Origin of the sequence: Pseudoalteromonas sp. A25, assembly GCF_009176705.1 — a bacterium.
Taxonomy (GTDB): Bacteria; Pseudomonadota; Gammaproteobacteria; order Enterobacterales; family Alteromonadaceae; genus Pseudoalteromonas.
This window is the reverse complement of record NZ_AP021846.1, coordinates 129164-153094: the sequence shown is the minus strand read 5'-3', so window position 1 is coordinate 153094 and position 23931 is coordinate 129164. Positions and strand designations below refer to the sequence as shown.

General features: G+C 43.6%; 24 protein-coding genes and 3 tRNA genes. 12 read left to right on the top strand and 15 right to left on the bottom strand.

Going from position 1 to position 23931, the window contains the following annotated elements; genetic code table 11:
• Window positions 1–140 precede the first annotated feature (140 nt).
• The 6 genes from GDK41_RS00695 (at window position 141) to GDK41_RS00670 (ending at window position 5444) form a co-directional block, all read left to right on the top strand.
• Complete coding sequence (locus GDK41_RS00695) at window positions 141–2060, top strand: ATP-binding cassette domain-containing protein (RefSeq protein ID WP_152084618.1); 1920 nt, start codon at window positions 141–143, stop codon at window positions 2058–2060.
• Window positions 2057–2521, top strand: coding sequence for a TIGR02444 family protein (locus GDK41_RS00690; protein ID WP_152084617.1), 465 nt, complete (start codon window positions 2057–2059; stop codon window positions 2519–2521). Before GDK41_RS00695 ends, GDK41_RS00690 begins: the two co-directional genes overlap by 4 nt.
• Window positions 2522–2640: 119 nt before the next feature.
• Entirely contained in the window at window positions 2641–2781 is a 141-nt protein-coding gene (locus GDK41_RS00685) for a DUF3149 domain-containing protein (protein ID WP_152084616.1), read from the top strand.
• Between the two features lie 212 nt (window positions 2782–2993).
• Window positions 2994–3974, top strand: a complete 981-nt coding sequence (locus GDK41_RS00680) for a hydrolase (protein WP_152084615.1) — start codon at window positions 2994–2996, stop codon at window positions 3972–3974.
• On the top strand, window positions 3971–4219 hold the full coding sequence (locus tag GDK41_RS00675) for a YheU family protein (protein WP_152084614.1): 249 nt from the start codon (window positions 3971–3973) through the stop codon (window positions 4217–4219). The genes GDK41_RS00680 and GDK41_RS00675 overlap by 4 nt, the downstream gene beginning before the upstream one ends.
• Window positions 4220–4295: 76 nt before the next feature.
• Window positions 4296–5444 carry a dipeptidase gene (locus tag GDK41_RS00670; protein WP_152084613.1) on the top strand — a complete coding sequence of 383 codons (1149 nt, stop codon included), beginning with the start codon at window positions 4296–4298 and terminating at the stop codon, window positions 5442–5444.
• A 349-nt stretch (window positions 5445–5793) separates the two neighbouring features.
• Here the strand turns inward: GDK41_RS00670 and GDK41_RS00665 are convergent.
• The 5 genes from GDK41_RS00665 to nudE form a co-directional block, all read right to left on the bottom strand.
• Window positions 5794–5870, bottom strand: a tRNA-Met gene (locus tag GDK41_RS00665).
• Between the two features lie 67 nt (window positions 5871–5937).
• Window positions 5938–6014: transfer RNA gene (locus GDK41_RS00660), tRNA-Met, on the bottom strand.
• A gap of 67 nt (window positions 6015–6081) precedes the next feature.
• Window positions 6082–6158: transfer RNA gene (locus GDK41_RS00655), tRNA-Met, on the bottom strand.
• A gap of 160 nt (window positions 6159–6318) precedes the next feature.
• Window positions 6319–7113 carry a 3'(2'),5'-bisphosphate nucleotidase CysQ gene (gene cysQ / locus GDK41_RS00650; protein ID WP_152084612.1) on the bottom strand — a complete coding sequence of 265 codons (795 nt, stop codon included), beginning with the start codon at window positions 7111–7113 and terminating at the stop codon, window positions 6319–6321.
• Window position 7114: 1 nt separating this feature from the next.
• Window positions 7115–7678, bottom strand: coding sequence for an ADP compounds hydrolase NudE (nudE, locus tag GDK41_RS00645; RefSeq protein ID WP_152084611.1), 564 nt, complete (start codon window positions 7676–7678; stop codon window positions 7115–7117).
• Window positions 7679–7738: 60 nt separating this feature from the next.
• Between nudE and yrfG the strand changes: the two genes are divergently transcribed.
• Window positions 7739–8395 carry a GMP/IMP nucleotidase gene (gene yrfG / locus GDK41_RS00640; protein ID WP_152084610.1) on the top strand — a complete coding sequence of 219 codons (657 nt, stop codon included), beginning with the start codon at window positions 7739–7741 and terminating at the stop codon, window positions 8393–8395.
• Window positions 8396–8399: 4 nt separating this feature from the next.
• On the opposite strand, the gene GDK41_RS00635 is transcribed toward yrfG, so the two are convergent.
• The 4 genes from GDK41_RS00635 to GDK41_RS00620 form a co-directional block, all read right to left on the bottom strand.
• Complete coding sequence (locus GDK41_RS00635) at window positions 8400–9020, bottom strand: dUTP diphosphatase (protein WP_152084609.1); 621 nt, start codon at window positions 9018–9020, stop codon at window positions 8400–8402.
• A 92-nt stretch (window positions 9021–9112) separates the two neighbouring features.
• Window positions 9113–11458, bottom strand: a complete 2346-nt coding sequence (locus GDK41_RS00630; protein WP_152084608.1) for a fatty acid cis/trans isomerase — start codon at window positions 11456–11458, stop codon at window positions 9113–9115.
• Window positions 11458–11823, bottom strand: coding sequence for a hypothetical protein (locus GDK41_RS00625; protein ID WP_152084607.1), 366 nt, complete (start codon window positions 11821–11823; stop codon window positions 11458–11460). Before GDK41_RS00625 ends, GDK41_RS00630 begins: the two co-directional genes overlap by 1 nt.
• Before the next feature lie 123 nt (window positions 11824–11946).
• The gene (locus GDK41_RS00620) at window positions 11947–12612 is read right to left on the bottom strand and encodes an SDR family oxidoreductase (protein WP_152084606.1); all 666 of its coding nucleotides are present in this window, start codon (window positions 12610–12612) and stop codon (window positions 11947–11949) included.
• A gap of 131 nt (window positions 12613–12743) precedes the next feature.
• Here GDK41_RS00620 and GDK41_RS00615 point away from each other — a divergent pair, with 131 nt between their 5' ends.
• Entirely contained in the window at window positions 12744–13484 is a 741-nt protein-coding gene (locus GDK41_RS00615; RefSeq protein WP_152084605.1) for a hypothetical protein, read from the top strand.
• A 13-nt stretch (window positions 13485–13497) separates the two neighbouring features.
• Here the strand turns inward: GDK41_RS00615 and GDK41_RS00610 are convergent, their stop codons facing one another.
• The gene (locus GDK41_RS00610) at window positions 13498–14241 is read right to left on the bottom strand and encodes a hypothetical protein (protein WP_152084604.1); all 744 of its coding nucleotides are present in this window, start codon (window positions 14239–14241) and stop codon (window positions 13498–13500) included.
• 144 nt (window positions 14242–14385) lie between these two features.
• Complete coding sequence (locus tag GDK41_RS00605) at window positions 14386–14670, bottom strand: hypothetical protein (protein WP_152084603.1); 285 nt, start codon at window positions 14668–14670, stop codon at window positions 14386–14388.
• 170 nt (window positions 14671–14840) lie between these two features.
• On the opposite strand from GDK41_RS00605, the gene GDK41_RS00600 reads away from it, so the two are divergent.
• The 3 genes from GDK41_RS00600 (at window position 14841) to GDK41_RS00590 (ending at window position 18652) form a co-directional block, all read left to right on the top strand.
• Window positions 14841–15218: an RNA-binding S4 domain-containing protein gene (locus tag GDK41_RS00600; RefSeq protein ID WP_152084602.1), complete on the top strand. Its 378-nt coding sequence runs from the start codon at window positions 14841–14843 to the stop codon at window positions 15216–15218.
• 127 nt (window positions 15219–15345) lie between these two features.
• A complete protein-coding gene (gene acnA, locus GDK41_RS00595) occupies window positions 15346–18084 on the top strand; it encodes an aconitate hydratase AcnA (RefSeq protein WP_152084601.1) in 2739 nt (912 codons plus the stop codon).
• 115 nt (window positions 18085–18199) lie between these two features.
• Window positions 18200–18652, top strand: coding sequence for a PaaI family thioesterase (locus GDK41_RS00590; RefSeq protein WP_152084600.1), 453 nt, complete (start codon window positions 18200–18202; stop codon window positions 18650–18652).
• Here the strand turns inward: GDK41_RS00590 and GDK41_RS00585 are convergent.
• Window positions 18621–19379: a substrate-binding periplasmic protein gene (locus GDK41_RS00585; RefSeq protein WP_172971524.1), complete on the bottom strand. Its 759-nt coding sequence runs from the start codon at window positions 19377–19379 to the stop codon at window positions 18621–18623. The two genes, GDK41_RS00590 and GDK41_RS00585, sit on opposite strands and share 32 nt — an antisense overlap.
• Before the next feature lie 138 nt (window positions 19380–19517).
• Here GDK41_RS00585 and GDK41_RS00580 point away from each other — a divergent pair, with 138 nt between their 5' ends.
• Entirely contained in the window at window positions 19518–20624 is a 1107-nt protein-coding gene (locus tag GDK41_RS00580; RefSeq protein WP_152084598.1) for an NAD(P)/FAD-dependent oxidoreductase, read from the top strand.
• 128 nt (window positions 20625–20752) lie between these two features.
• Here the strand turns inward: GDK41_RS00580 and GDK41_RS00575 are convergent, their stop codons facing one another.
• From GDK41_RS00575 to cysI, 3 genes are all read right to left on the bottom strand, one after another.
• Window positions 20753–21271, bottom strand: coding sequence for a DUF4124 domain-containing protein (locus tag GDK41_RS00575; protein ID WP_152084597.1), 519 nt, complete (start codon window positions 21269–21271; stop codon window positions 20753–20755).
• A gap of 114 nt (window positions 21272–21385) precedes the next feature.
• On the bottom strand, window positions 21386–22126 hold the full coding sequence (locus GDK41_RS00570) for a phosphoadenylyl-sulfate reductase (RefSeq protein WP_152084596.1): 741 nt from the start codon (window positions 22124–22126) through the stop codon (window positions 21386–21388).
• Window positions 22127–22172: 46 nt separating this feature from the next.
• Complete coding sequence (gene cysI, locus GDK41_RS00565; protein ID WP_152084595.1) at window positions 22173–23891, bottom strand: assimilatory sulfite reductase (NADPH) hemoprotein subunit; 1719 nt, start codon at window positions 23889–23891, stop codon at window positions 22173–22175.
• Between the last annotated feature and the right edge of the window lie 40 nt (window positions 23892–23931).

The following is a 23931-nucleotide window of genomic DNA, read 5'->3' as shown; positions in this document are numbered from 1 at the left end:
ATAGTCGCTATTTTAACCTAAACCAATGAGCGAGGATATGCTTGTTAATTGTATTCATCAATTATCGATGTTTCTGTGCTGACTTAAACACAATCGTTCATGATATGATGTCGATTATTCGGGTTTAACAATAAAACACTATGATCCAGCTGTCTGATATTGAATTACTGCGCGGTACTAAAAGCCTACTAAAAAATGCCAGTGCAACTTTGTTCCCTGAACATAAAGTCGGCCTTGTTGGCGCAAATGGTAGCGGAAAATCTTCGCTTTTTGCGCTACTTAAAGGAGAGCTAACCCTCGATGCCGGTGAGTTACAAATTCCCAAAGACTGGTCTATTGCCTCAGTAAAACAAGAAACCCCTGCACTAGAGATAAGTGCACTAGATTATGTGCTGCAAGGGCATCCTGAATATTACCAATGTCGTGTTGCATTACAAGAAGCAGAGCAAGCTCAAGATGGCGCAAAACAAGCCAAAGTTCATCAACAGCTAGAACTGATGAAAGGGTATAGCATTGAAGCAAAAGCCGGTGAATTACTGCATGGCTTAGGCTTTAGTAATGAACAAATTACTCACTCTGTCAGCGCATTTTCAGGTGGCTGGCGTATGCGTTTAAACTTAGCGCAGGCACTTATTCGTGACGCCGACTTATTATTACTGGATGAACCAACTAACCACTTAGATTTAGATGCCGTTTACTGGTTGGAACGATTCTTGCGCGCCTACACAGGAACACTGGTGCTGATCTCTCACGATAGAGAATTTTTAGATGCGGTGGTAGATCAAATTTGGCACATAGACCAACAAAAAATTAATGTTTATAAAGGTCACTACTCGCAATTTGAGCGCCAAAAAGCTGAACGTATGGCACAACACCAAGCGCTGTTTGCCAAGCAGCAAGAGCAAATAGCGCACTTGGAAAAGTTTATTACCCGCTTTAAAGCAAAAGCCAGTAAAGCTAAGCAAGCACAGAGCCGTGTAAAAGCACTGGAACGCATGGAAAAATTAGCCCCAGCACATGCCGACTCCCCCTTCGATTTTGAATTTGCAGAGCCGACAACGCTACCAAATCCGCTTATGACACTAGATGGTGCACAAGCAGGCTACGGTGATGTAACGATACTACATAAAATTAAGCTTAACTTGGTACCCGGTAGCCGTATCGCGCTCCTGGGTCGAAATGGCGCAGGTAAGTCAACACTAATTAAACTACTCGCAGGCGAACTTAAGCCACAATCTGGTGAAGTATTTATGCATCAAGGGCTAAAGGTAGGTTACTTTGCTCAGCATCAACTGGAATCTCTAGATTTAAGTGCCAGTGCAGTGACCCATATTCAACGCCTAGACCCAAAAGCCAGCGAGCAGTCCTTGCGAGACTTTTTAGGGGGTTTTGCATTTCACGGTGATAAGGCACTTGAGCCTGTTGCACCGTTCTCTGGTGGCGAAAAAGCAAGGCTAGTATTGGCAATGCTGGTTTACCAAAAACCTAACTTACTGTTACTGGATGAGCCAACCAACCACTTAGATTTGGAGATGCGTCACGCATTGGTGATGGCATTGCAAGGCTTTGAGGGGGCGATGGTAACCGTATCGCACGACCGTCATATGCTGAAAAATACCGCGGATGAATATTATTTAGTCGACAATGGTGAAGTCACACAGTTTGGCTACGATTTAGATGCCTACTATCAATGGCTACTCAACGCTAATAAAGAAGCGAGTAAGAAGCCACAAGATCAGCATAAAGCGCATTCCAGCGTTAATCGAAAAGAGCAAAAACGCCTCGAAGCGGAGTTTAGAAAATCCGTACAACCACTGAAGAAAAACATAGAGAAGCTTGAGAAATCACTCGATAAATATTCAGAGCAACTTGCTAAAATCGAACAACAACTTGCTGACAACGATATTTATCAGGAAGAAAACAAGACCAAACTGACTGAGTTACTCGCTGAGCAAGCCAAAGTAACGCCACTACTAAATGAAGTAGAAGAGTCGCTATTATTTGCCCTAGAAGAGCTTGAAGAAAAGCAAGCCGAGTTTGAACAAAGCATCGACGCATGAGTACCTTAGATGAGCAGGCTTTTTGGCAGTTTTCATGTGCAGTGTATCAGCAAGGCAGTGTGCAACACACCTTGCTGACCCTACAAAATGAGCAGCATAAAAATATCAACTTGTGTTTGCTGTTGTATTATTTAGACACGCTCAATTTACAGCTTAGCCATACTACATTCGTGCATCTTGACGCTTTGTGCCAAAGCTTAGATGCACACCTGCTTGCACCCCATCGCAAGATCAGACGCTCGCTCAAAGCGCAGTTCATTACGCACTCAGAGTATAGCGAGATCCGCCAGCAACTATTACAGAGTGAGCTACAACTGGAGAAGTTGCAGCAATCGGAGTTGATCCGAGCCCTTAATCAAGGGGCCACAACCTTAAAGAATCCAAGCAATAACCTGGCACTGTATCTTAATGAAAGCCAACTCCAGCAGTTAAAAATGAGCTTCACAACCGCTAAATCATGATCGAGATCAAATTCTCTGTATCACTCGTTGCTACCCAGTTTGAAACTTGATCGAGATCATATCTCCCACTCCTCGCCTCAACTAAGATTACCTCATCGACAAGTTAGGAGGCATCAGCCATGAACGTATTCTTTAGAGACTTTTTCAGTGACCCAGTGTTGTTTCTCTCTTTTGGGATCCTAGGTGTGGTGATTGGTTTATGTATCTTCTACGTTTACTACTTCATTAAAAAAGTACAAGAAGCTGAAGTACCAAATTAATTATTTAAGCGTATGTTGAGCTCAGTGGTCATACACTAAATCAGCATTGAGGGTATAAAAACCCCACTACTGGTTCCCCCCAGAATTACAAGAATTAAGCACGACGCACAAAGCACCTTACTAACCTAGTTAGTCGGGTGCTTTTTATTTTACGCTCAACAGACTTAACTATCTTTGCTACACTGCTGCCACCTTGGATTGTAAGACGCTTTATGGACTATTCATTTAACAGCGCATGGTGGATGCGCAATCGACATGCTCAAACAATTTTGCCGCGCTTTTTTCGACCACTGCAAAAGGTGCCTGTTAAATTTGAAGAGCTAACTACGCCAGACGGCGATTTTTTAGAATTAGCATGGGCACATGAAAAACGCCCTAATGCACCACTTGCTATTGTGTTACACGGCCTTGAAGGAAACATTAACAGCTTTTATGCCAAGGGTATGCTCAAAGCGCTCACTCACAAAGGGTTTGATGCCGTATTGATGCATTTTCGGAACTGCTCTCGACATGCAAACCGCTTACCGCGTGCTTATCACAGCGGCGAAACATCAGATCTTGGTTTTCTAATCAAGACTTTAAAACAGCGCTTTGTTGACCGCCCGCTTTATGCTGTGGGGTTTTCTCTTGGCGGCAATGTGCTGGCCAAATACTTGGGTGAACAGCAGGCGTTAAGCGGCTTACAAGGTGCTGCAGTGATCTCAGCTCCTCATCATTTGTCATCATCGTGCCAAGTAATAAGAAAAAGTTGCTTTGGACTCTACCAAAAGTATTTGCTGGATCGAATGAAACGCTCATTTAGCCGAAAACTAGATACCATTACCGATGTGTTACCCGTTGATGAACAAAAGCTTCGCGCCATTGATGACTTGTGGCAATTTGATAATTTGATCACCGCACCGCTGCATGGGTTTGATGATGCTGAGGATTACTACGCCAAAGCCAGTGCGCAAAATTACTTAAAAGACATTACCACCCCAACTTTGTTGATCCACGCAAAAGACGACCCCATGCTGTCATCGCAAGCGGTGCCCAAAGCTGAGCAAGTAAGTGCGCAAGTCACGCTCGCCGTATCAGAAACAGGTGGGCATGTGGGTTTTATTAGTGGCGCAAACCCATTCAAACCCCAGTTTTGGTTAGAAAAAGTGGTACCGAACTATTTTAACGAACTGGACCAAAGGAAGTTAAAATGATTATTCCCTATCAGCAAATAGATAAAGACACTCTAAATAACCTAATTGAGCACTATGTCCTTCGTGAAGGCACAGATTATGGAGATCAAGAGTTTTCAACAGACGCCAAAGTAGAGCACGTAAAGTCACAATTAAAAACCGGCGAAGCCATCATTGTTTTTTCGCAGCTGCATGAATCAGTTAACATTGTTTCAAAAGCGCAGTTTCAAGCAATGCAAAGTGAAGAGTATGCTCAATACGAGTAACTGGTCGCAGACCATTTAGCCTGCCGCACTTTTCAGTTATAGTCTGGATATACCTATAATTACCAAAGGCAGGCTAATGACATTACGTTTTACTCTTTGCGCCCTTGCTTTGTCGGCGTTATCAGCACAAGCACAAGATTATCAAGCGTCTGAGCGCGCTCAGCGCATCGCTCAAAAAAGCATTCTGATCGATACTCATATCGACGTACCCTATCGCATAAAAGATAAATGGGATGACGTTAGCAAAGCCACAGAAGGCGGAGACTTTGACTACCCACGCGCCGTCAAAGGTGGCTTAAACGCGCCTTTTATGTCTATCTATATCCCTGCGAACCTTGAGTTTGAAGGCAAAGGTAAAAGCTATCAACTAGCAAACCAGCTCATTGACGGCATGGAAGCTTTAGCATTCAGAGCACCTGATAAATTTGCTATCGCTACATCAAGCAAAGATATCTACACCCATTTTAAACAAGGCAAAATTTCGATTGCGATGGGCATGGAAAATGGCTCTCCTATAGAAGGAGAGTTAAAAAATCTAAAACACTTCTTTGACCGAGGTGTACGCTACATTACTCTTGCTCATTCGCAAAGTAACCACATCTCTGACTCGTCGTATGATATACGCCGAAAATGGAAAGGGCTCAGTCCATTTGGCAAAGAGCTTGTTGTTGAGATGAACAAAATAGGCATGTTAATCGATGTTTCACACATCTCAGATGCGGCTTTTTATCAAGTAATGGAGCTGTCAAAAGTACCAGTTATCGCCTCACACTCTTCTTTGCGTAAATATACACCTGGCTTTGAACGAAATATGGATGACGACATGCTTAAAGCGCTGAAAAAAAATGGCGGTGTCATTCAAATTAACTTTGGTTCAAGCTTTGTCACATCGAGTGCACGCAATTGGTACGACCAACGCAATAAAGCTGATCAAAGAGAAAAATATATAAAAGAGAACCCTTTCCCTTACGCTACATTAGAGCAGGTACTTGATCATATCGACCATGTGGTGAAACTCATTGGTATCGACCATGTTGGTATAGGCTCAGATTATGATGGTGTTGGTGACTCTCTACCTGTGGGCCTTAAAGATGTTTCAAGCTATCCAAACCTTGTTCAAGGGCTATTGGACAGAGGCTATAGCGAGGGTCAAATCAAAAAAATTCTAAGTGGCAATACGCTGCGTGTTTGGCGTCAAGCTGAAGAGTACGCAACACAGTTTTAATCCCATCACACAGGAGCAAAGTTCACTTTGCTCCTACCTATTTACAAAAGTCATTGAAGCTTGATACGTATCGATTGAGGTTGATAGCAACTCGCAATTACCCTTATACCAACTTTATTAATACATTGATCATTCTAGCGAGCTAAATAACTCATTAACTGCGTTAAATATTTCTCATGTAAAATAAACAGGTTGTTTAATTTACAAGAAAAAATATAAAAGCAATAGAATCGACTAAATGCAGGACTATGGGTTAAAAACTTAGTTTTAAGCAGTGAGGCTTAGCATATTGAAATAAAAAGGAGTGAGTTTAAACGAATTGATTGTCTTCGAAGTAACCACATAAAAGTGGTTGCGGGAGCCGGATTTGAACCGACGACCTTCGGGTTATGAGCCCGACGAGCTACCAGGCTGCTCCATCCCGCGCCTGTATGTGTAAGTGCTAATTTATACTTCCGACTTAACTAAAGAAGTTTACAGTACCACATAAAAGTGGTTGCGGGAGCCGGATTTGAACCGACGACCTTCGGGTTATGAGCCCGACGAGCTACCAGGCTGCTCCATCCCGCGCCTGTATATGTAAGTGCTAATTTATACTTCTGACTTAACTAAAGAAGTTTACAGTACCACATAAAAGTGGTTGCGGGAGCCGGATTTGAACCGACGACCTTCGGGTTATGAGCCCGACGAGCTACCAGGCTGCTCCATCCCGCGCCTGTAAATTTAAGAAATTATCTTAAATTTTATCCTTCAATAAACAAGCTGTTAAGGCATGTCTTTCGAAGAGGTCGCTATCATATAGGATTGAATTTTAAATGCAAGCATTTAAACACCAAAACAAACTAAGTGAACAAATATCACACAAAATGCAATATTAACTACGATGATGTGGCGTAATGAGTTTTTGCCACTGCCAATCAGGGTGCCCCATCACAATAAAGTCGGGGTTTTCTGTATGCTCTCGCTGGTTGTATGTCAAAGGGTTAAACTCAGCATCTGTAATACATCCACCCGCTTCCTCAACAATCACTTGTGATGCGCCAGTATCCCACTCGCCCGTTGGCCCAACCCGCAAAAAACAATCCGCTTTACCCTCGGCTATCATGCACGCTTTTAAAGAGCACGATCCCAAAGCCACAGTATCAAAGTGACTATTTAAATACTGGCTTACCGCCTCCAACTTTTGACGACGACTCACAGCTAACGTCAAGCTATCTGGCGGAGCAACAAAAATCTGCTTCTGTGTTTGTTCAGTTCGCTTAAAAGCACCATGTCCTTTGGTTGCATAGTAAGTCGTTTGTTTAGAGGGCCAATAAATCACCCCCAGTACTGGTTGATTATTTTCCACCAATGCAATGTTTACTGCAAAGTCACCGCTTTGTAAGATAAACTCGCCCGTTCCATCCATCGGATCGAGCAACCAGTATCGCTGCCATGTTTCACGCAAAGATAGTGCGGGAATGGGGGTTTCTTCAGACATAATAGGAATATCAGGCGCCAGCGCTTTTAACCCAGCCATGAGTACCTCGTTTGCCGCTAAGTCAGCCTCAGTAACAGGGGTATGATCAGACTTTTCTCGCGCACCAACATCTTCATTTTGATAGATATCCATGATCGCGTCCCCAGCTTTAATCGCTAAGGCTATACAAGGTTCTAGCAGCTTTTGCATGTTAAACCTCCGTCGCTAAATATTGTTGAAGCAATAACAACGCTGCAACACTACGTGCCTCCGTAAAGTCACTTTGACTCAGTAGTGATTGCCACTTATCAACAGGCCACGTTACAGTAACTAGTGGCTCTGGCTCATCACCTTCTAACTTTTGAGGATATAGGTCTTTGGCAACGAGAATATGCATTTGCGCATTAAAGTAACTCGGTGCCAATGAAAGAGTTTTTAAATCACTGAACTGCTTAGCACCAAACCCAACTTCCTCTTTAAGTTCGCGATTGCCTGCTTCAATGGCCGTTTCTCCGAGGTCAATAAGCCCTTTGGGAAACCCCAGCTGATAATTGTGTGTTCCAGCACAGTACTCCCTTACTAATAATAGCTCATTATCAGCGGTAATAGGCACTATCATCACCGCACCTCTTCCTCCGCCTCGAATACGCTCATAGTGGCGTTGCTCGCCATTGGAAAACTGCAATTGCAGCGCTTCAACAGTAAATAAGCGACTTTTAGCAGTGACTTCACAATGCAAGATCTCAGGCGGTATCGGATGCTTTTTCTGTGACATAAGTATTTATTTGTTATGATGACATACACTTAATCATAAAGCCTTTAAAGATAAATGCCTATGCTAAATTGGTCTGAAATTGATACCGTGCTATTCGATATGGATGGCACTTTGCTGGATCTACACTTTGACAGCCACTTTTGGCTCCATGTTATTCCCACCGAGCACGCCAAAAAACAAAACATCAGTTTTGAAGCTGCAAAAGCAGATATACTAAAACGTTATGAAGCCGTACATGGCCAAATCCAATGGTACTGCTTAGACTACTGGCAAGAGCAATTAGGGCTGCCAATTATGGCCTTAAAACGAGAAATTCAAGATTTGATCTCCGTTCGCGAAGATGTACCTGAGTTTTTAACTGCCCTTAAAGATGCAGGGAAAGAATTAATATTACTGACTAATGCTCACCCTGATAGCTTGAGCTTAAAAATCGAGCTGGCTGATTTTGCTCACTACTTAGATGCCTTGATTTCAACTCACCACTATGGTGTGAGTAAAGAGAGTCAATCACTGTGGCAGCAGGTTCAGGCTGATCTTGGTTTTGATAAACAGCGCACACTATTTGTAGATGACAGCTTGAGTGTACTCAACGCCGCTAAAGAATTTGGTATAGGCCACTTACTAGCCGTCGCTAACCCCGATAGTAAACAGCCAGTGAATGTGATCACTGACTATTTGTCTATCACGGATTATAGGACATTGCTGCCTATCAAATAGCGCATTAACTTGGGTAACGTGCTTGCAAACCTGCGTATACATTTTTCGCAAAGTCTGGATGTTCAGTATCTAGGCTTTTTACCACTTCGACTAAGTGTTCATTGTCTTCTTGACCATTCCACACCTTGATATAAGTGCCCTCTTTATAGCCATGATCTTGACGGAAGAAGTTAAGCGTATTCTTACCAACATAGCCTCGGTATAAGTCGTCAATATCCATACCGATCTGCTGCATACACCCAGCAAATGCTTGGGCATTAAATTGTTTATCAGCAACCGCACTGGCTGCCAATGTTTCAAGCGTTTGCTTAAAGTTGTCGCCAGCTAGCGGTTGACTTAACTCGCCCTCGAGTTGCTCAGCAAGAGCTTGGTATGACGTTTTACCATCAATGCGCAAAGACAGGCCAAAGTGGAAAATATCCACTAGTTCCAAAATGACTTGCTCAGTATCTGGTGTTTGTTTTTTCCACCACTTCCAACCATAATGATCAAGCATTTCGGCACACTCAACCCAGATTGCTCGGTACCACTCAAACCCTTGGTTAAACCACTGCTCATGTACTTTAGTGTTCATGGCATTTTGCATTTCTAACATCACGGCTAGCTTAGTGATATTGGCTGACATTGCGCTCTCTCTTTGTGCTTTAAAAGGCCATAATGATACCTCAGCCAACAGCATTGTGCACTGACTGAGAGCTAACTTTTCAAGCTCATTTATCAGCGATTTTCTAATCGGTTATAATCGAACAGGCCGTATTCTACGCCGCGATATTGCTTGGCAACATCATGTAATAAATCGCTGTACTGCCAAAATTGTGGGTGTGTCCGGCGAATGGCATATGCTTGCGTTAGCGCGCGGTACTGTCTCTCACTCGTTACCTTTTGTAATTGACTTACAAAGGCCTGGGTGTTTGCTTCATCTGCCAAATACCAGATTGCTTCAGGGTAATCGCCAATAAAGCCAGGCACCAATGTGGCGGTATCTTCTTCAAATGCGCGCTGTGCTTCCTCATTCAACAAAGATGAAACATTATAATGCGCATTGTGATGGATAAGGGTAAATGCTTTGTGTTCTCCATTGGGCTGTCTTTGCAATATAAAGGAGACTTGCGGCAAAAAATTAATAGCCTTGTAGGGTAAGTCATTTAACTTAGCCAAAGGCTCAGCTACTGCTTTGTAGCTGTAACGCTCGCTCAATACAGGCTGCAGCGCCGCTGCTATTTTTGCGTATAGTTCTTCTTTAGGGTTGTCTGTGGTGTATTCAATACCACTGGGTGTAGCTAACAAGGTTTTACGATTAATAAATTCACTCAAACTTACACTAGAGCGGCGATACCAGTGATTTTTCACTTTTTGGCGCACATTTTGCGGCAGTAAATTAATAAAATTTTGCTCACCCTCTAAACGCAAAAAGTCCATATACAAGCGCGTATGCAACTGGTGTCCTATGTTGCCAAACACATCAAACCCAGCCACTAATAGATAATGGATCCGCTCGAACAACGCATAGTCTAACAACCACATTGTTTTCGGTGCTTGTCCTACAAAGCCCTTAACGACAGTTGCGCTATCAAAATGACGAAACACCGTCAGCGCAGCATTACCGTTGTTACCATCCCCTTGCCAAATCAAATCAGTAGTCAATAGTTGACCATCCGCTAGCAACTCATTTGCAAGCTGTGTTTTGGCTCTAATATATTCATGTTGACGGTTTGCGTATTTTACCCAACTGGATATAGGCAAAGCATTACTTTGCTCTTGCGCAGGTAAGGCAAGGTCATCTTCATGGCGCATTAATAATTCACTTACAGCGGGAACACTATTTTTTTGCGGATCAATGAACGCGACCCAAAAGTGGTCGTTGATGACATTAAGCGCGACCTGACCTCTGCAGACAGGCCCTTTGATATACCCTTTGATGATCAACTCTGCTTCATCAAGCATAAACTGATATTTTGATTTTACAGGTATGGCAGAAAATGCCTTAAATGGATTCGACGCTACTTCTGGCTCATAACTTGGCAGTTGAGTTACTTTAAAATCAGGTGCGATAAACTGCTCATACAAACGCGCCATTTTTTTATCGGATAATGCTAGCGGCATATGTGTTTTCGACAAAATACTGCTGCGCTCATGCATTAAGCGGTAATACACTCGCGTTACCTGTGGATCATCGTATGGGCGTCGTGTAGCGATTAATTCTATCGGCTCACCCGGCGGCGTTTTTGAGCGCACTAATTTAAAAAAACTTGGACTCGTGCTGCTATTTTGTTCAGGAAAATAAATATGAGCGAGATACCAATGCTCGTAGATATACCGTGCAGCCAGCTGATGCTTCAGCCCCGATTGATTTAAAAACTGCTCCCAACGGCTAACCTGCCTCAGCTCAGCCTCCAAGGGTGGGGCTATTTGCGCCATTTTTGCGCCTGTTTTAAGCCAACGTTCTAACTGCTTAAACTCACCTTGTGAGATAGCGGGTAAGCCGTATGGCATCCCACCATGAGGTTGCTTTTTTGCAAAGCTGTCAAACTCATCCATGCTCGGACAACTTTGTTCTCTATCCAAAGAAAAATCAAACTCTTCGCCAAGCAAACCTTCTTGTGCAAAAGGATGACTCAACTTTAGTAAAAGACTATTGTATAGCACACTACCAGCCAAATTAGCCTGCTCACTTTGTGCGCGCTCATTGAGCACTGGGGCAAAGCTTTTATCCCGCCATTGCTGCGTGCTTGTTGCATCAAACAAAAGTCGCGAAGGGTCTTGGGCTAGCAGCCGAGTACCATGATAGACTCGTTCCTTGCTCAAACCTCTATCAATACCTTCAGGTGAAGACAGCTTTAACTGGCATGGCGCATCGTAACATCCATGACATACCACACAGCGTTGATCTATAATCGGTTTCACAAGTTGTAAGTATTCAGAGCCCTGGCCTTGCGTATGTTCAACATTGCGTACTTGCACACTGGGGTGACCATACATATCGTCATAGTGACTCATACCCAAAGTCACGCAGCCACATAAAATAACGGCAACCCCCAACATCCACCAAGCACGCACCATCATTAGTTGTCCTCTTCTTCACCTAAGTCAAACGTAGGCATCATTTCCATCGGCGGAGAAATAAAAACGAGTTCACTTTCTAAACTCACTACTGCGCTTAATACAGGGCCATGATTAAGAATAAGCTGCGCCTGATGCGCACTGCTAATAGCCGTTTCATATTCAGTCTCATGCGCACTCAAGCTGTATTGCGCTAGGTTGATACTTATATTTTCCTCAATACTGGGGTTTTGACATAAATTCGCCAAAAGCGTCTCATCAAGCGTTACTTCCAGTGTCAGATCAGGGTGCTCAATATCTCGTTGTTCAATCGTATCATTGAGTAAAAAAAGCGGTAAAACAAGTGGGGTATTTTCAGACAAGTCCATGCAGGTAAGCCACATAAAAAAATAAAAGATAGGCAGATACTAGCATACAATGCCCTTAAGCTTAATGCACTAGGCGCTGGGGCATACCCTGAGTGTTCGATATGCCCAGCCAAGCCAAATATCTTACCAAGGCAGTGTTTCACCATTAGAGTGCCAAAAGCCTCCGGTGTTTTCCAAAGTCAGTGAATCAATCCTTTTACACAGCCGCTCAGCTGCCACTTCAGGTGATATATCCCCGGCAAAATTAACCATCTGTGTTTGCACAAACCCTGGATGAAATAGCCCAACGGCAATACCTTTTCCTTTTAACTCATGCGCTAAACTGACACTGGCTGCATTTAAAGCGGCCTTCGACATGCGATAGCCTATGTAACCACCTGAACTATTATCAGCAATTGAGCCCATTCGACTGGTGATCATCGCTATTTTGCTATTTTCTTTTAAGTTGGGTAATAACGCATGTACCACTCTAAGAGGCGCGAGCGCATTCACTTGCAGCTGCTTTTCGATAGCATCAAAATCCATATTTGCTAAGGTCTCACTTTCGAAGATACCCGCGTTATTAATCAGGATATCGATTGCTTTGCCAGACAATTGCGAGGCAAGCTGAGTGACTTGTTGGGCATTACTGACATCAACACCGCTTATTATTTCTACATCGAGTGCTTCAAGCGCTGCTGATGGTTTCCGTACGACTGCTGTTACTTCATTGCCTTGCTCCGAAAGTTGTCTACAAAACTCTAGCCCGATCCCTCGATTGGCGCCGGTTACAAGTATATGCTGTCTCATATAGTTCGCTCCTTTATCTTTTGATGTGCCAAAATATACGTGCTGCCTGTCAAAAAGCACATCTGTACAAATGCAGGTAACCCTTAGTATTTTTGCTATGCTTTTATAAAACTAACTTGTATCAGCTCACCATGTCAAAGTACATAACTCTTCTAATTAGCCTGTTTGTATACAGCCATGTTTACGCCAGACCTTATACCATTAACGCAAGTGAAGGGTTGGCATATGAGCTTGGGCAAGAAAAAGTCATTGATGCTATGAATGCCATTTATGCACCACTGTCTATTACTCCTGAAGTAATTTTTTTGCCAAGCCGACGCGGTTTACAACTCGTAGATAATGGCCAGCTGGATGCGGAAGCTGGCCGTATAGAAGGTGCTGTCCATAATTATCAGAACTTAATAAAAATATCCTACCCGCTATCTCAAACGCGATTGTCTATTTATTGCATACAAGCACAAAACTGCTCGGCAACAGCCAATAGCAGTGCTGTGACAATTCAAGGGGGGTTAATAGCGCAGCAATTTTGTAAAAAACAACACCTAAACTGTACTCAAGTCATGAACGATATTTCTGCTTTTAAAGCACTAGAAAAACACCATGCCCCCGCGATTATTGCAAACGACAGGTTTGCGCTGGCGACCATATGCGAATCGGGCCTGCGTAAACTGTACACCCGCCCTTTAACCAAAGAACTTCCTATCCATCATTATGTTCATAATAAACACGCGGCATTGGTTCCTAAAATAACAAAATCTATCGAGCAGCTGGTACAAAGTAGTGCTCTACCAAACACATTTCAAAGTTTATCTGATGCGGCGAACGAGTGTGGCGTTATATTGACTGAGATAGAAAACAATAACATTGAGTAATCATAACTAAAGCCTACTCAGATAGGGTCATATTTTCCATAATCGTCAGTTTCACACCACAAGCACTGGCGGTGTCAGTTAAACTCTGAAAGCTATTTTGTAGTATATTCCTAGACATTAAAGCAGTGATAGACTCGGTTAACTTAGGTACCAGATCGGCATGCTTCTTATGTACATAATGGTAGGCTTTGAGTACGCCTGTGAGCGGTTTAGCGTATATTTCTTCTATCTTAGATGCACACAATGTCCCGACAGAAAAGCGATCGTTGGCTATCAGTGTTGGCGCAAAGCCCTTAGCTAAGGCAGAAAAGGCAGATACATCGTTGGCTACGATGTTGCACTTGAGCCGTCTTTTTTTACAGTAAAGTTCAGAGATCACCGTACCTTTAACAATTAAGTGCTCCGCACCTTCGCTAAGCATGCAGTCATCAGGACGAATACAATAAATAAAAAGCCGAATGGTTGAGAGCGGATAAGGAACTTGAAGCACATTTTCATAACTTATCATAGCCGAATCGATTCTTCCGGCATCCGCATCTATTTCGCCGCGATTTAATAGGCTCAAACCTCGACGGCTGGGGATAAAAACGAGGGTAGGCTTAATAGCAAGCGGCGCATAAATGATCTCAAGTGACTTGCGAACTTTGTCTTTCCCCATCTGATAAGCAACATCTTCACTGACATTAATGACAAAAGATTGAGCTATTAATGCGCATGATAAAAACAAGCTAAAGGCAAGGCATAAATATTTAATCATAAAAATTATGCACGTTTTGTCGAGGGGTTTTCTAAGCTTAGCAGACAGTGGCTCGTTTTGAGTGATTACTTTTGTGTACTCCTACAGCGCTGAGCACCATGTATCATTTAAGCAAACACGCGGTGCCACGACTTGAGCGCTAAATCATACATGCTGAGACACCCATTTTTGTACCTCAGTTTTAGAATAAAGTACCTCTTTAAATAGACGATGGCGTTGATGCGTAAACATTGACTTCTGGGCAGGTAAACCTGATTGAATTTGATTGTGCTGAGCATTAAAACGAGCAATTAAATTAAAGTGCTGAGCACTTTTCCCTTCTACTTGTTCTATATGCGTTTGCAAATAACCCCTTACGTCGTCTGCAGTCATTAGGTCCAACGAATCTAAGTTCATCAATTCCTTTTTTAATGCTGAACGAATACCCATATTGTTTGCTCCTCATCATCAATTGCAACAATCAACTCATGCAAATCTGGCAGCAAGATACACGCCAATTACTTCAGTTACGTTAAAGACCTTTTAAAATTAGAAAAAGTTTCGTCACTCATCGCAGCAAACAGTTATACTAACGTAAATGGCAAGATCACGAGTTAGAGATGTTAGAGCAGCCCTTAGAATATATCGAAATAGAATTAGAAGAAGAGCCCATAGAGCTATGCAACCTTTTGAAAGTACTTGATTTAGCTGAAACAGGTGGACAAGCAAAAATGCTCATAAGTGAGGGCTATGTAGCCGTCAACCATGAGCTTTGCACTGTGAAAAGAAAGAAGCTCTACGCTGGAGACACTTTAGAGTTTGATGGTGAGCATTACCAGCTGACTTTAGCCCAAGGAGTTAAACCGGCGGAGCGCCCAGTGCATGAGAACCCAACTAACGCAGTGCAAGATGCACCAAGTCAGCGCAAAAAACGCAATAGAAGCCGAAAAGATAAAAAAGACAGCAATACGGGTCGTAAACCAATCTCATTTGGTTAAAAAACACACACAACCCTTGAATTTTTTCATTCTATCGCAATACAGTTAAGAATATGGCTAAAAAATATGCCGCAGGGTAAGCGGCGTATGCCAATCATCGCTTCACAACGCATTGAGCGGAGGTAGCATGCAAAATTCTTACAGTACCCTCACACAACTGACCGTCAACCAACAGCAGGTTCACTTGCATTCATTAGACAAGCTCGGCGCAAAAGCCAGACGCTTGCCTTTTTCCCTAAAGATACTGCTAGAAAACTTACTACGTCATGAAGATGGCCGAGCGGTGACCAAAGAAGATATCGATCACCTACTCAATTGGCAGCCAGACGCCACCCCTAATAAAGAGATCGCATTTACGCCCGCACGTGTTGTCATGCAAGACTTTACTGGTGTACCAGCGATTGTTGATTTGGCAGCGATGCGAGATGCCATGGCACGCCTTGGCGGCGATCCTAAAAAAATTAACCCGCTTTCTCCTGCCGAATTGGTGATTGACCACTCTGTTCAAGTCGACGAATATGGTCACTCAGGCGCATTTGACTTAAATGCCAAGCTGGAATATCAACGTAACAAAGAACGTTATGAATTTTTACGTTGGGGACAATCAGCTTTTAATAACCTCACAGTGGTACCACCAGCCACCGGCATCGTGCACCAAGTGAACCTCGAGTATCTAGCACGCGTGGTATTTCAAAGCGAAGTTGATGGCGAAACTTTCGCCTACCCCGACACATTGGTTGGTACTGATTCACATACCACCATGATAAATGGCTTAGGCGTGCTTGGCTGGGGTGTTGGCGGCATCGAGGCCGAAGCCGCTATGCTCGGCCAACCCATAAGTCTATTAATACCGCAAGTTGTTGGTTTTAAATTAGAAGGCGAGCTACCTGAGGGCACCACAGCAACTGACTTAGTACTCACCATTACACAAATCTTACGTGAGCACGGTGTGGTTGGTAAATTTGTTGAGTTTTATGGCAATGGCTTATCACAACTACCGCTGGCCGACAGAGCAACCATTGCCAATATGGCGCCAGAATACGGTGCGACCTGTGGTATTTTTCCGATCGATGAAGAGACATTAACCTACTTGCGATTAACCAACCGTGATGAACAACAACTGGCTTTAATAGAAGCCTATGCAAAACATCAAGGTATGTGGCGCTATGATGGTGATGAACCTGAATATAGCGATACGTTCACCTTAGATTTAAGCACCGTGGTGCCAAGCATAGCCGGCCCAAGTCGCCCGCAAGATAGGATAAATTTAGATGCCGCTGGCACGCTCATCAATGAGCAGCTTAAAGCGATGCAAGATAAGCGCAGTGAACAAAGTACCTCATTACCAGAGGCGCAAATTGTTGACGAAGGTGGCCAACCAGCAGATGCATCAACTGAGTCAGAAGTATTGGGTTTTGCACAAGTAACTTATCAAGGCGAAACTTTCTCGCTCAAAGATGGAGCCTGTGTGATCGCCGCAATCACAAGCTGTACCAATACATCGAACCCCAGTGTTATTTTAGCCGCGGCATTGGTTGCCAAAAAAGCCAACGAACTAGGTGTAAAACCCAAACCTTGGGTCAAAACCTCATTGGCTCCGGGCTCAAAAGTGGTGACTGACTACCTAAAACAAGCCAACTTGATGACACATTTAGAAGCACTCGGTTTTGATTTAGTTGGTTACGGGTGTACAACGTGTATCGGTAATTCAGGCCCGTTACCTGAAGAGATCTCACAAGCTATCAATAAACACAAACTCGTCGTGAGTTCTGTACTATCGGGTAATAGAAACTTTGAAGGACGTATTCACCAAGATGTGAAAATGAACTTTCTTGCCTCTCCCCCACTTGTTGTGGCTTATGCCTTAGCTGGGCGCACAAATATTGATGTGTACAACGAGCCGTTATGCCAAAACGAAGCCGGCAAAGACATTTACCTAAAAGATATTTGGCCAAGCGTCAGCGAGGTAAAGCAACTAGTCAACAAGACCGTAACGCAAACCATGTTTGCGTCAAACTACAGCAATGTTTATCAAGGCGATGAGAACTGGCAAAACATTAGCACCGAAAGCAGCGAACTATATCCTTGGCAATCAGATTCAACCTATATTCGTCATGCGCCATTTTTTGAAAATATGACCACCGAGGTCCCTAAACTGCCGCATATTGCGGGTGCGAAATGTTTAGCAAAACTAGCAGACTCAGTCACCACGGATCATATTTCTCCGGCTGGCAACATTAAAAAAGATGCACCTGCAGGCCTGTACCTAGAACAACAAGGGATCAAAGAAAGCAACTTTAATTCTTATGGTTCACGTCGTGGTAACCACGAGGTAATGATGCGCGGCACTTTTGCCAATATTCGTTTACGCAACCAGTTAGCCCCCGGCACTGAAGGTGGGATCACTCGCTTACTGCCTGATGATGAAATCATGAGCATTTATGACGCAGCAATGGAATATCAAAAACGTGATACCCCATTGATTATTCTTGCCGGTAAAGAATATGGCACAGGGTCATCACGCGATTGGGCTGCCAAAGGTTCGCTACTGCTTGGTGTAAAAGCGGTCATTGCGCAAAGCTATGAGCGTATCCATCGTTCTAACTTGATTGGGATGGGCGTACTGCCATTGCAGTTTAAAGCGGGTGATAGCCATGAATCATTAGAGCTGACAGGAGAAGAAGACTTTGAAGTGATGGGGCTATGTGACAATTGTGATGAAGTCAAAATAATCGCAACTCACGAGCAAAATAACAGCAAAGAGTTTCTTGTTGATGTGCGTATTGATACGCCTAAAGAGTGGGATTACTATCGCCATGGCGGCATATTGCAATACGTTCTAAGGAATATGCTCAGCGAGAACTAAGTGAGTTACACTGATAGGAGGTGGTCGCTATCACCTCCTTCCTTAAAGTGACTTAACTGACTATTTCTCTTACACTACAACTCACTTTTACCCTCTGTAGAGCACTTTAAAAACTATGGCTATTTGGTACAAACCCATCACGTTAGAGCTGTGTCAACAACTGGACGAAGGCATGCATGGCAAAGGCTCCTTGATGAAAACACTCGGTATACAAATTTCAGAGATTGGCGATGACTATTTAGTGGCAACAATGCCCGCAACCACAGCTCACCACAACCCGATTGGCATGGTACACGGAGGCGCCAATGTGGCACTGGCAGAAACCGTTGCAAGCTATGCGGCCAACTTTGCTGTAGATTTTGAGCAATATTATTGTGTCGGCCAAGAGATCAATGCTAACCACTTAAAAGCCTCTCGAAATGGCATGTTAACCGCCACGGCTAAACCACTGCACTTAGGAAAGCGCACCTCAGTTTGGGAAGTAAAAATCACCAATGCCAAAGGGGAGTTGTGCTGTGTGTCTCGCATGACGGCAGCTATCGTTGCGCGTGCTCGCCAAAATACTTAGCAATGATCTGTTGATAACGTCCTTCACGTTTAATCTGCATTAATCCTTGGTTAAAGCGACGAATAATCTCCTTTGCATTGGGGTGAGCGCGATTCACGCCAATATGTAAAGGCCAACTTAATAACACAGGCGAATGGGCGACCAAATCATTAAGCGACGGGTCCAATCTCAATTCATGTTTAAAAGCCAACTGATCAGCAATAGCAAAGTCTGCTCTCTCTTTGTGAACTAACTCAAGGCAAGCATGTAGGCTATGTACATCTATCACTTTAAGCTGTTCAATGCTTTGCAGTAAGTCGTGGTATGCATATCCTCTGATTGCAGCCACACTCTTATATTGCAGACTTTTAGCGCCGCGAAAGTTGATGAGTTTGTTTTTCTTACTCACCACAGCCAGTTCGTTATGAAAATAAGGCTGGCTAAACAAAATGGTTTTATGGCGCTTTTCAGTCCACCAAAGTGCCGCGATAAAATCGACTTCTCGTTTTTCAAGCAGCACAATCATACGACTAAACGGCGCGATCTGAATTTCTAACTCCATTCCTTGGGAGCCAAAAGCAGCCAGCAAAATATCTCGTACTAAGCCCGACCCATCGCTTTCTATGTAAGGTGGCCATGGATTATGCCCACCTATAACCTTACTGACTTGCGCATGTGATATTGATACAAAAAAAGTCAAAGCGATGAGCACAACTTTGAGTTGTTTGGACATACATATTTTTGTCATATTTATCATAATCACAAGTTTAGTTGACACTCAGGCAAACCGTCAGGCTTTTTAGTGCACGGTGAAAAGCGATGCTCCGTAGTACCTTATTGCTGTCTTTGCTAACATGTTGCCTATTAATACGCAGCACTAAACATTATGGAACACATACAAACCTTAGTCATTGGCGCAGGTGCAGTTGGTTTAGCCATTGCAGCTGAACTTAGTGAGCATCATGACGTAGTAGTGATTGAGCAAAATACCCACTTTGGTGAGCACACAAGTAGCCGAAACAGCGAAGTTGTTCATGCCGGAATTTATTACCCGAGTAATAGCTTAAAAGCTCAGCTTTGTATTGAAGGTAAAGCATTACTGTATCAGCATTGCCAAAGCTATCATGTTCCATACAAAAAAGTCGGCAAAGTGTTAGTGGCACACGGTGAAAGAGAAATAGCAAAGTTACATGCCCTCGTACAACAAGCCGAAGACAACAACGTACAAGATCTAGCGTTTTTAAGTCAGGCTGAACTTGCAAAAAAAGCACCGCAAGTCAAAGCCTCGCTGGGAGTTTGGTCTCCATCAACAGGCATTGTAGACAGCCACCAGCTTATGCTGTCTTATTTAAACAAACTCTCAGCGCACGCTGGACAGTATGTCAATAACACCCGTTTTGTGCGTGCACAGTTTGATGGCCAACACTTTATCGTAACACTTAACTGTGATGGTGAATTATTTAACCTAAAATGCACCACCCTCATTAATGCCGCAGGGCTGTTTGCACAATCTTGTGCGAAACAAATAGATGCTTTAGACGCACGTTTTATCCCCGAGCTTTACTACTGTAAAGGGCAATACTTTAGCTACCAAGGCTCACATCCGTTTCAACACCTTATTTACCCCATGCCAGAGCAGCAGGGATTGGGTATTCATGCGACGATTGATATGGCTGGACAATTAAGGTTTGGCCCCGACACTACATTTATTGATACGCTCGATTACACACCAAACGCGCAGGCAAAGGCACATTTTGTAAAAGAAATAATCAAATATTGGCCTAATTTAGATAGTAGCCGACTACATGTTAGCTACAGTGGTATACGCCCGAAGCTATTTAGAAATGGCGCACAAGACTTTGTTATCCAAGATCACACCGTACATGGTATTCAAGGGCTGATTAACTTGTTTGGTATCGAGTCTCCAGGCCTGACCGCCAGTCTTGCAATTGCGCAGCATGTCGTCAACAAGGTGACTCGACCGTTAGGCTAATTAGCCACAAGTTTGACGAAGCGTTTTGAACGGTAAAATGTCGTCATCAGACAAAACTGGTAATGACACATGCCAGCAAAACTGTAGGTAGGAAAATGTACTTGTCTTATAATTAACCTCAGCTGAGGCTAATTACCTTCAATGGCTTGGTCGAGTCGTTGGGTACGTTCATCCATCAGTTTTTGAATGTTTTTTGCGTCTTGCATGAGTTTTTTCACATCATTAGGATTTAACGCTGACGGGTTACTTAGTTGGGTATCAATTTGGGCTTTTTGTGCCGCTAGCTCCTTTAAAATACTCGTGTCTTCTGCAGCCATCACCGTAATTCTACTGGCATCTAAAGTGTGTGTTTGACTGTTACCTTGGGTGTTAGGCGTATCAGAATATACCCAGTTGCCATTCGCATCTTGCCACTTATAGATAGCGCCTGAATTTGACGATGAATTTGAACTATCAACGTTAGACTCATTGACTACTTGGTTAAAGTTGCTTTTAGCCTCATTAAGCAGTGTACTGGCCTTTTGCTGTGCTTGCCAAGTTACATCGCCAAAGCTTAGCCACGGTGTACCATCAGGTTTTTTGAGAATGAAGAGTGAGCCGACTCCCACCAGCATGACCATGATCATTAAATAACTAAAATACTTCATCCTTACTTCCTCTGCACTTTGCAATAGCTCTCAATCGCAGCATACACCGAAAATAAGCAATAAAAAAGCACAACCGAAGTTGTGCTTTTAGCCTCCTCCATGGCTGGAGAATGTTTAAATGCCATCACCGTCAATATGCAAACCACATTCACGATTAAGACCAAAGAAACGCGTTTCTTCTTCACTCATACCAGGCTCTAACTTACGCGTTGTATGCACATCGCCCATAGACACGTACCCTTGCTCCCAAAGTGGGTGATACGGTAAGTCATGCTTTGTCAGGTATTGATAAACATCACGGTTGCTCCACTCAATGATCGGATACACTTTTACCGTGCCTCTGCTTATCTCTAGTGTTTGCTTGTCTGCACGACTAGACGCTTGGTCGCGTCGCAGACCGCTGAACCAAGTGCCAGCACTGAGCTCTTGCAGTGCACGCGTCATTGGTTCTACTTTGTTCAATGTATTGTATTGCTTAATACCATCTTGCCCTTGCTCCCACAATTTGCCAAATTTGGCTTCTTGCCATGCAGGGCTTAAAGCAGCACGATACACTTTTAAGTTTAAATTTAAGCGCTCAGTTAAATGGTCCACAAACTGATAGGTTTCTGGAAACAAATAACCGGTATCCGTTAATACTACAGGAATATCAGCACGCTCTGATGTCACCAAGTGCAGCATCACAGCAGCTTGAATACCAAAGCTTGATGACAAAAAAGCCGTATCAGGTAGATGCTCTAAAGCCCATGCTACACGTTGCTGTGGCGTCATCGGCTTTAACAACTCATTCGCTTGAGCGAGCAATGCTGCTTGTTCTTCGCCATCTAACTGTAAGAGTGTTTTGTAGTCGCTCATTAGTCATTCCTAGCTTGGCAAGCGTACTTGCCAAGTCACCTATTATTTATGCGTGAAAGTCGGTTTTTGATACTTTAACTTCAGCCACAATGCCTTTACGGATCACAAAATCTCCAAAGCACTCATCTTCTTGACGCTCACTCACCCATTGGCCGATGAGTTCATCTAGCGCAGGTAAGTAAACCTCTTCACCAACATTCTCTAAATACAATTTAGGCACTCGCGTTCCCTGACGGTTACCGCCTAAATACACGTTATATTTACCCAGCCCCTTACCTACAAGCCCTACTTCCGCTAACATGGCTCGACCACACCCATTTGGACAACCAACAACACGCAAAATAATATTGTCATCAGCCACCCCATGCTTCTCAAGTAAGCCCTCAACCTGAGTTACTAAGTCTGGAAGGTATCTCTCAGCTTCCGCCATGGCTAATGGACACGTTGGCAATGCAACGCACGCCATAGAGTTTTTACGCTGGTTAGTATGTGCGTCATTGATCAAACCATGCTCACGCGCTATTTGTTCAATCAGCGCTTTTTGCTCTGACGGCACACCTGCAATGATCAGGTTTTGGTTTGCCGTCATACGGAAATCACCTTGATGAATTTCGGCAATTTTTCTACAACCTGTTTTTAATGGCTTATCGGGGTAATCTAAAATACGACCATTTTCAATAAACAAAGTTAAATGGTGCTTACCATCAATGCCCTCAACCCAGCCAATACGATCGCCACGGTGAGTAAACTCATACGGGCGACTTTCTTCGAATGTAACACCCGCTCGTTTTTCTACTTCCGCTTTAAACGCATCCGCTCCAAACGTGTCTAGGGTATATTTAGTCTTCGCATTTTTACGGTTAACGCGGTTACCCCAATCACGCTGTACAGACACTACGTGCTCTGCAATTTTCAGCGTATGCTCAAGCGCAATAAAACCAAAGTCGTCTGCTTTACGTGGGTACGTATTCACATCACCATGGGTCATCGCTAGGCCGCCACCGACTAACACGTTAAAGCCAACCAGTTTGCCGTTATCAGCAATCGCGACAAAGTTAAGGTCATTGGCATGCACATCTACTTCGTTATTCGGTGGGATCGTCACCGTGGTTTTAAACTTACGCGGCAAGTACGTAGACCCTAAAATTGGCTCTTCAGTAGTTTCCGTTTTTTCACCGTTTAACCAAATTTCCGCATACGCTTTGGTGTGTGGTAATAAGTGCTCAGAAATTTTAGTTGCCCACTCATACGCTTCTTGATGTAGCTCCGATTCAACCGGGTTTGTAGTACAAAGGACGTTACGGTTTACATCGCCTGCCGTTGCAATCGAGTCAATGCCAACACTGTTAAGCATTTGGTGCATTTCTTTAATATTTGGCTTAAGTACACCATGAAATTGAAACGTTTGGCGGGTCGTTAAACGAATGCTGCCATACATCGACTTTTCTTGTGCGAACTTATCAATCGCCAACCACTGTTGTGGCTTAATGATGCCGCCAGGCATACGAGCACGCAGCATCACATTATGCAATGGCTCTAATTTTTGTTTAGTACGCTCAGGGCGAATATCGCGGTCATCTTGCTGATACATGCCATGAAAACGGATAAGCTGAAAGTTATCTGCAGTAAAACCACCCGTTAGCTGATCTTTTAAATCGGCTTCTATGGTGCCGCGTAAGAAGTTACTTTGCGTTTTCAAGCGCTCGTTATCTGCAAACTTTGCGTTGGGGTCTAGCTTGCTATTTGGTTTGTAATCTGTGCTCATGGCTCAATCCTAAAAATTCTACTGTGACGGTCATTCTTGT

Coding starts and splice junctions, on each gene's coding strand:
- GDK41_RS00570 (WP_152084596.1), bottom strand. CDS start 22,126: ATGAGCGACTACAAAACACTCTTACAGTTAGATGGCGAAGAACAAGCA.
- GDK41_RS00585 (WP_172971524.1), bottom strand. CDS start 19,379: ATGACAAAAATATGTATGTCCAAACAACTCAAAGTTGTGCTCATCGCT.
- GDK41_RS00670 (WP_152084613.1), top strand. CDS start 4,296: ATGACATTACGTTTTACTCTTTGCGCCCTTGCTTTGTCGGCGTTATCA.
- GDK41_RS00610 (WP_152084604.1), bottom strand. CDS start 14,241: ATGATTAAATATTTATGCCTTGCCTTTAGCTTGTTTTTATCATGCGCA.
- GDK41_RS00680 (WP_152084615.1), top strand. CDS start 2,994: ATGGACTATTCATTTAACAGCGCATGGTGGATGCGCAATCGACATGCT.
- yrfG (WP_152084610.1), top strand. CDS start 7,739: ATGCTAAATTGGTCTGAAATTGATACCGTGCTATTCGATATGGATGGC.
- GDK41_RS00625 (WP_152084607.1), bottom strand. CDS start 11,823: ATGGACTTGTCTGAAAATACCCCACTTGTTTTACCGCTTTTTTTACTC.
- GDK41_RS00615 (WP_152084605.1), top strand. CDS start 12,744: ATGTCAAAGTACATAACTCTTCTAATTAGCCTGTTTGTATACAGCCAT.
- GDK41_RS00575 (WP_152084597.1), bottom strand. CDS start 21,271: ATGAAGTATTTTAGTTATTTAATGATCATGGTCATGCTGGTGGGAGTC.
- cysQ (WP_152084612.1), bottom strand. CDS start 7,113: ATGCAAAAGCTGCTAGAACCTTGTATAGCCTTAGCGATTAAAGCTGGG.
- GDK41_RS00630 (WP_152084608.1), bottom strand. CDS start 11,458: ATGATGGTGCGTGCTTGGTGGATGTTGGGGGTTGCCGTTATTTTATGT.
- GDK41_RS00580 (WP_152084598.1), top strand. CDS start 19,518: ATGGAACACATACAAACCTTAGTCATTGGCGCAGGTGCAGTTGGTTTA.
- nudE (WP_152084611.1), bottom strand. CDS start 7,678: ATGTCACAGAAAAAGCATCCGATACCGCCTGAGATCTTGCATTGTGAA.
- GDK41_RS00675 (WP_152084614.1), top strand. CDS start 3,971: ATGATTATTCCCTATCAGCAAATAGATAAAGACACTCTAAATAACCTA.
- GDK41_RS00605 (WP_152084603.1), bottom strand. CDS start 14,670: ATGGGTATTCGTTCAGCATTAAAAAAGGAATTGATGAACTTAGATTCG.
- acnA (WP_152084601.1), top strand. CDS start 15,346: ATGCAAAATTCTTACAGTACCCTCACACAACTGACCGTCAACCAACAG.
- GDK41_RS00635 (WP_152084609.1), bottom strand. CDS start 9,020: ATGTCAGCCAATATCACTAAGCTAGCCGTGATGTTAGAAATGCAAAAT.
- GDK41_RS00695 (WP_152084618.1), top strand. CDS start 141: ATGATCCAGCTGTCTGATATTGAATTACTGCGCGGTACTAAAAGCCTA.
- GDK41_RS00600 (WP_152084602.1), top strand. CDS start 14,841: ATGTTAGAGCAGCCCTTAGAATATATCGAAATAGAATTAGAAGAAGAG.
- GDK41_RS00590 (WP_152084600.1), top strand. CDS start 18,200: ATGGCTATTTGGTACAAACCCATCACGTTAGAGCTGTGTCAACAACTG.
- cysI (WP_152084595.1), bottom strand. CDS start 23,891: ATGAGCACAGATTACAAACCAAATAGCAAGCTAGACCCCAACGCAAAG.
- GDK41_RS00620 (WP_152084606.1), bottom strand. CDS start 12,612: ATGAGACAGCATATACTTGTAACCGGCGCCAATCGAGGGATCGGGCTA.
- GDK41_RS00685 (WP_152084616.1), top strand. CDS start 2,641: ATGAACGTATTCTTTAGAGACTTTTTCAGTGACCCAGTGTTGTTTCTC.
- GDK41_RS00690 (WP_152084617.1), top strand. CDS start 2,057: ATGAGTACCTTAGATGAGCAGGCTTTTTGGCAGTTTTCATGTGCAGTG.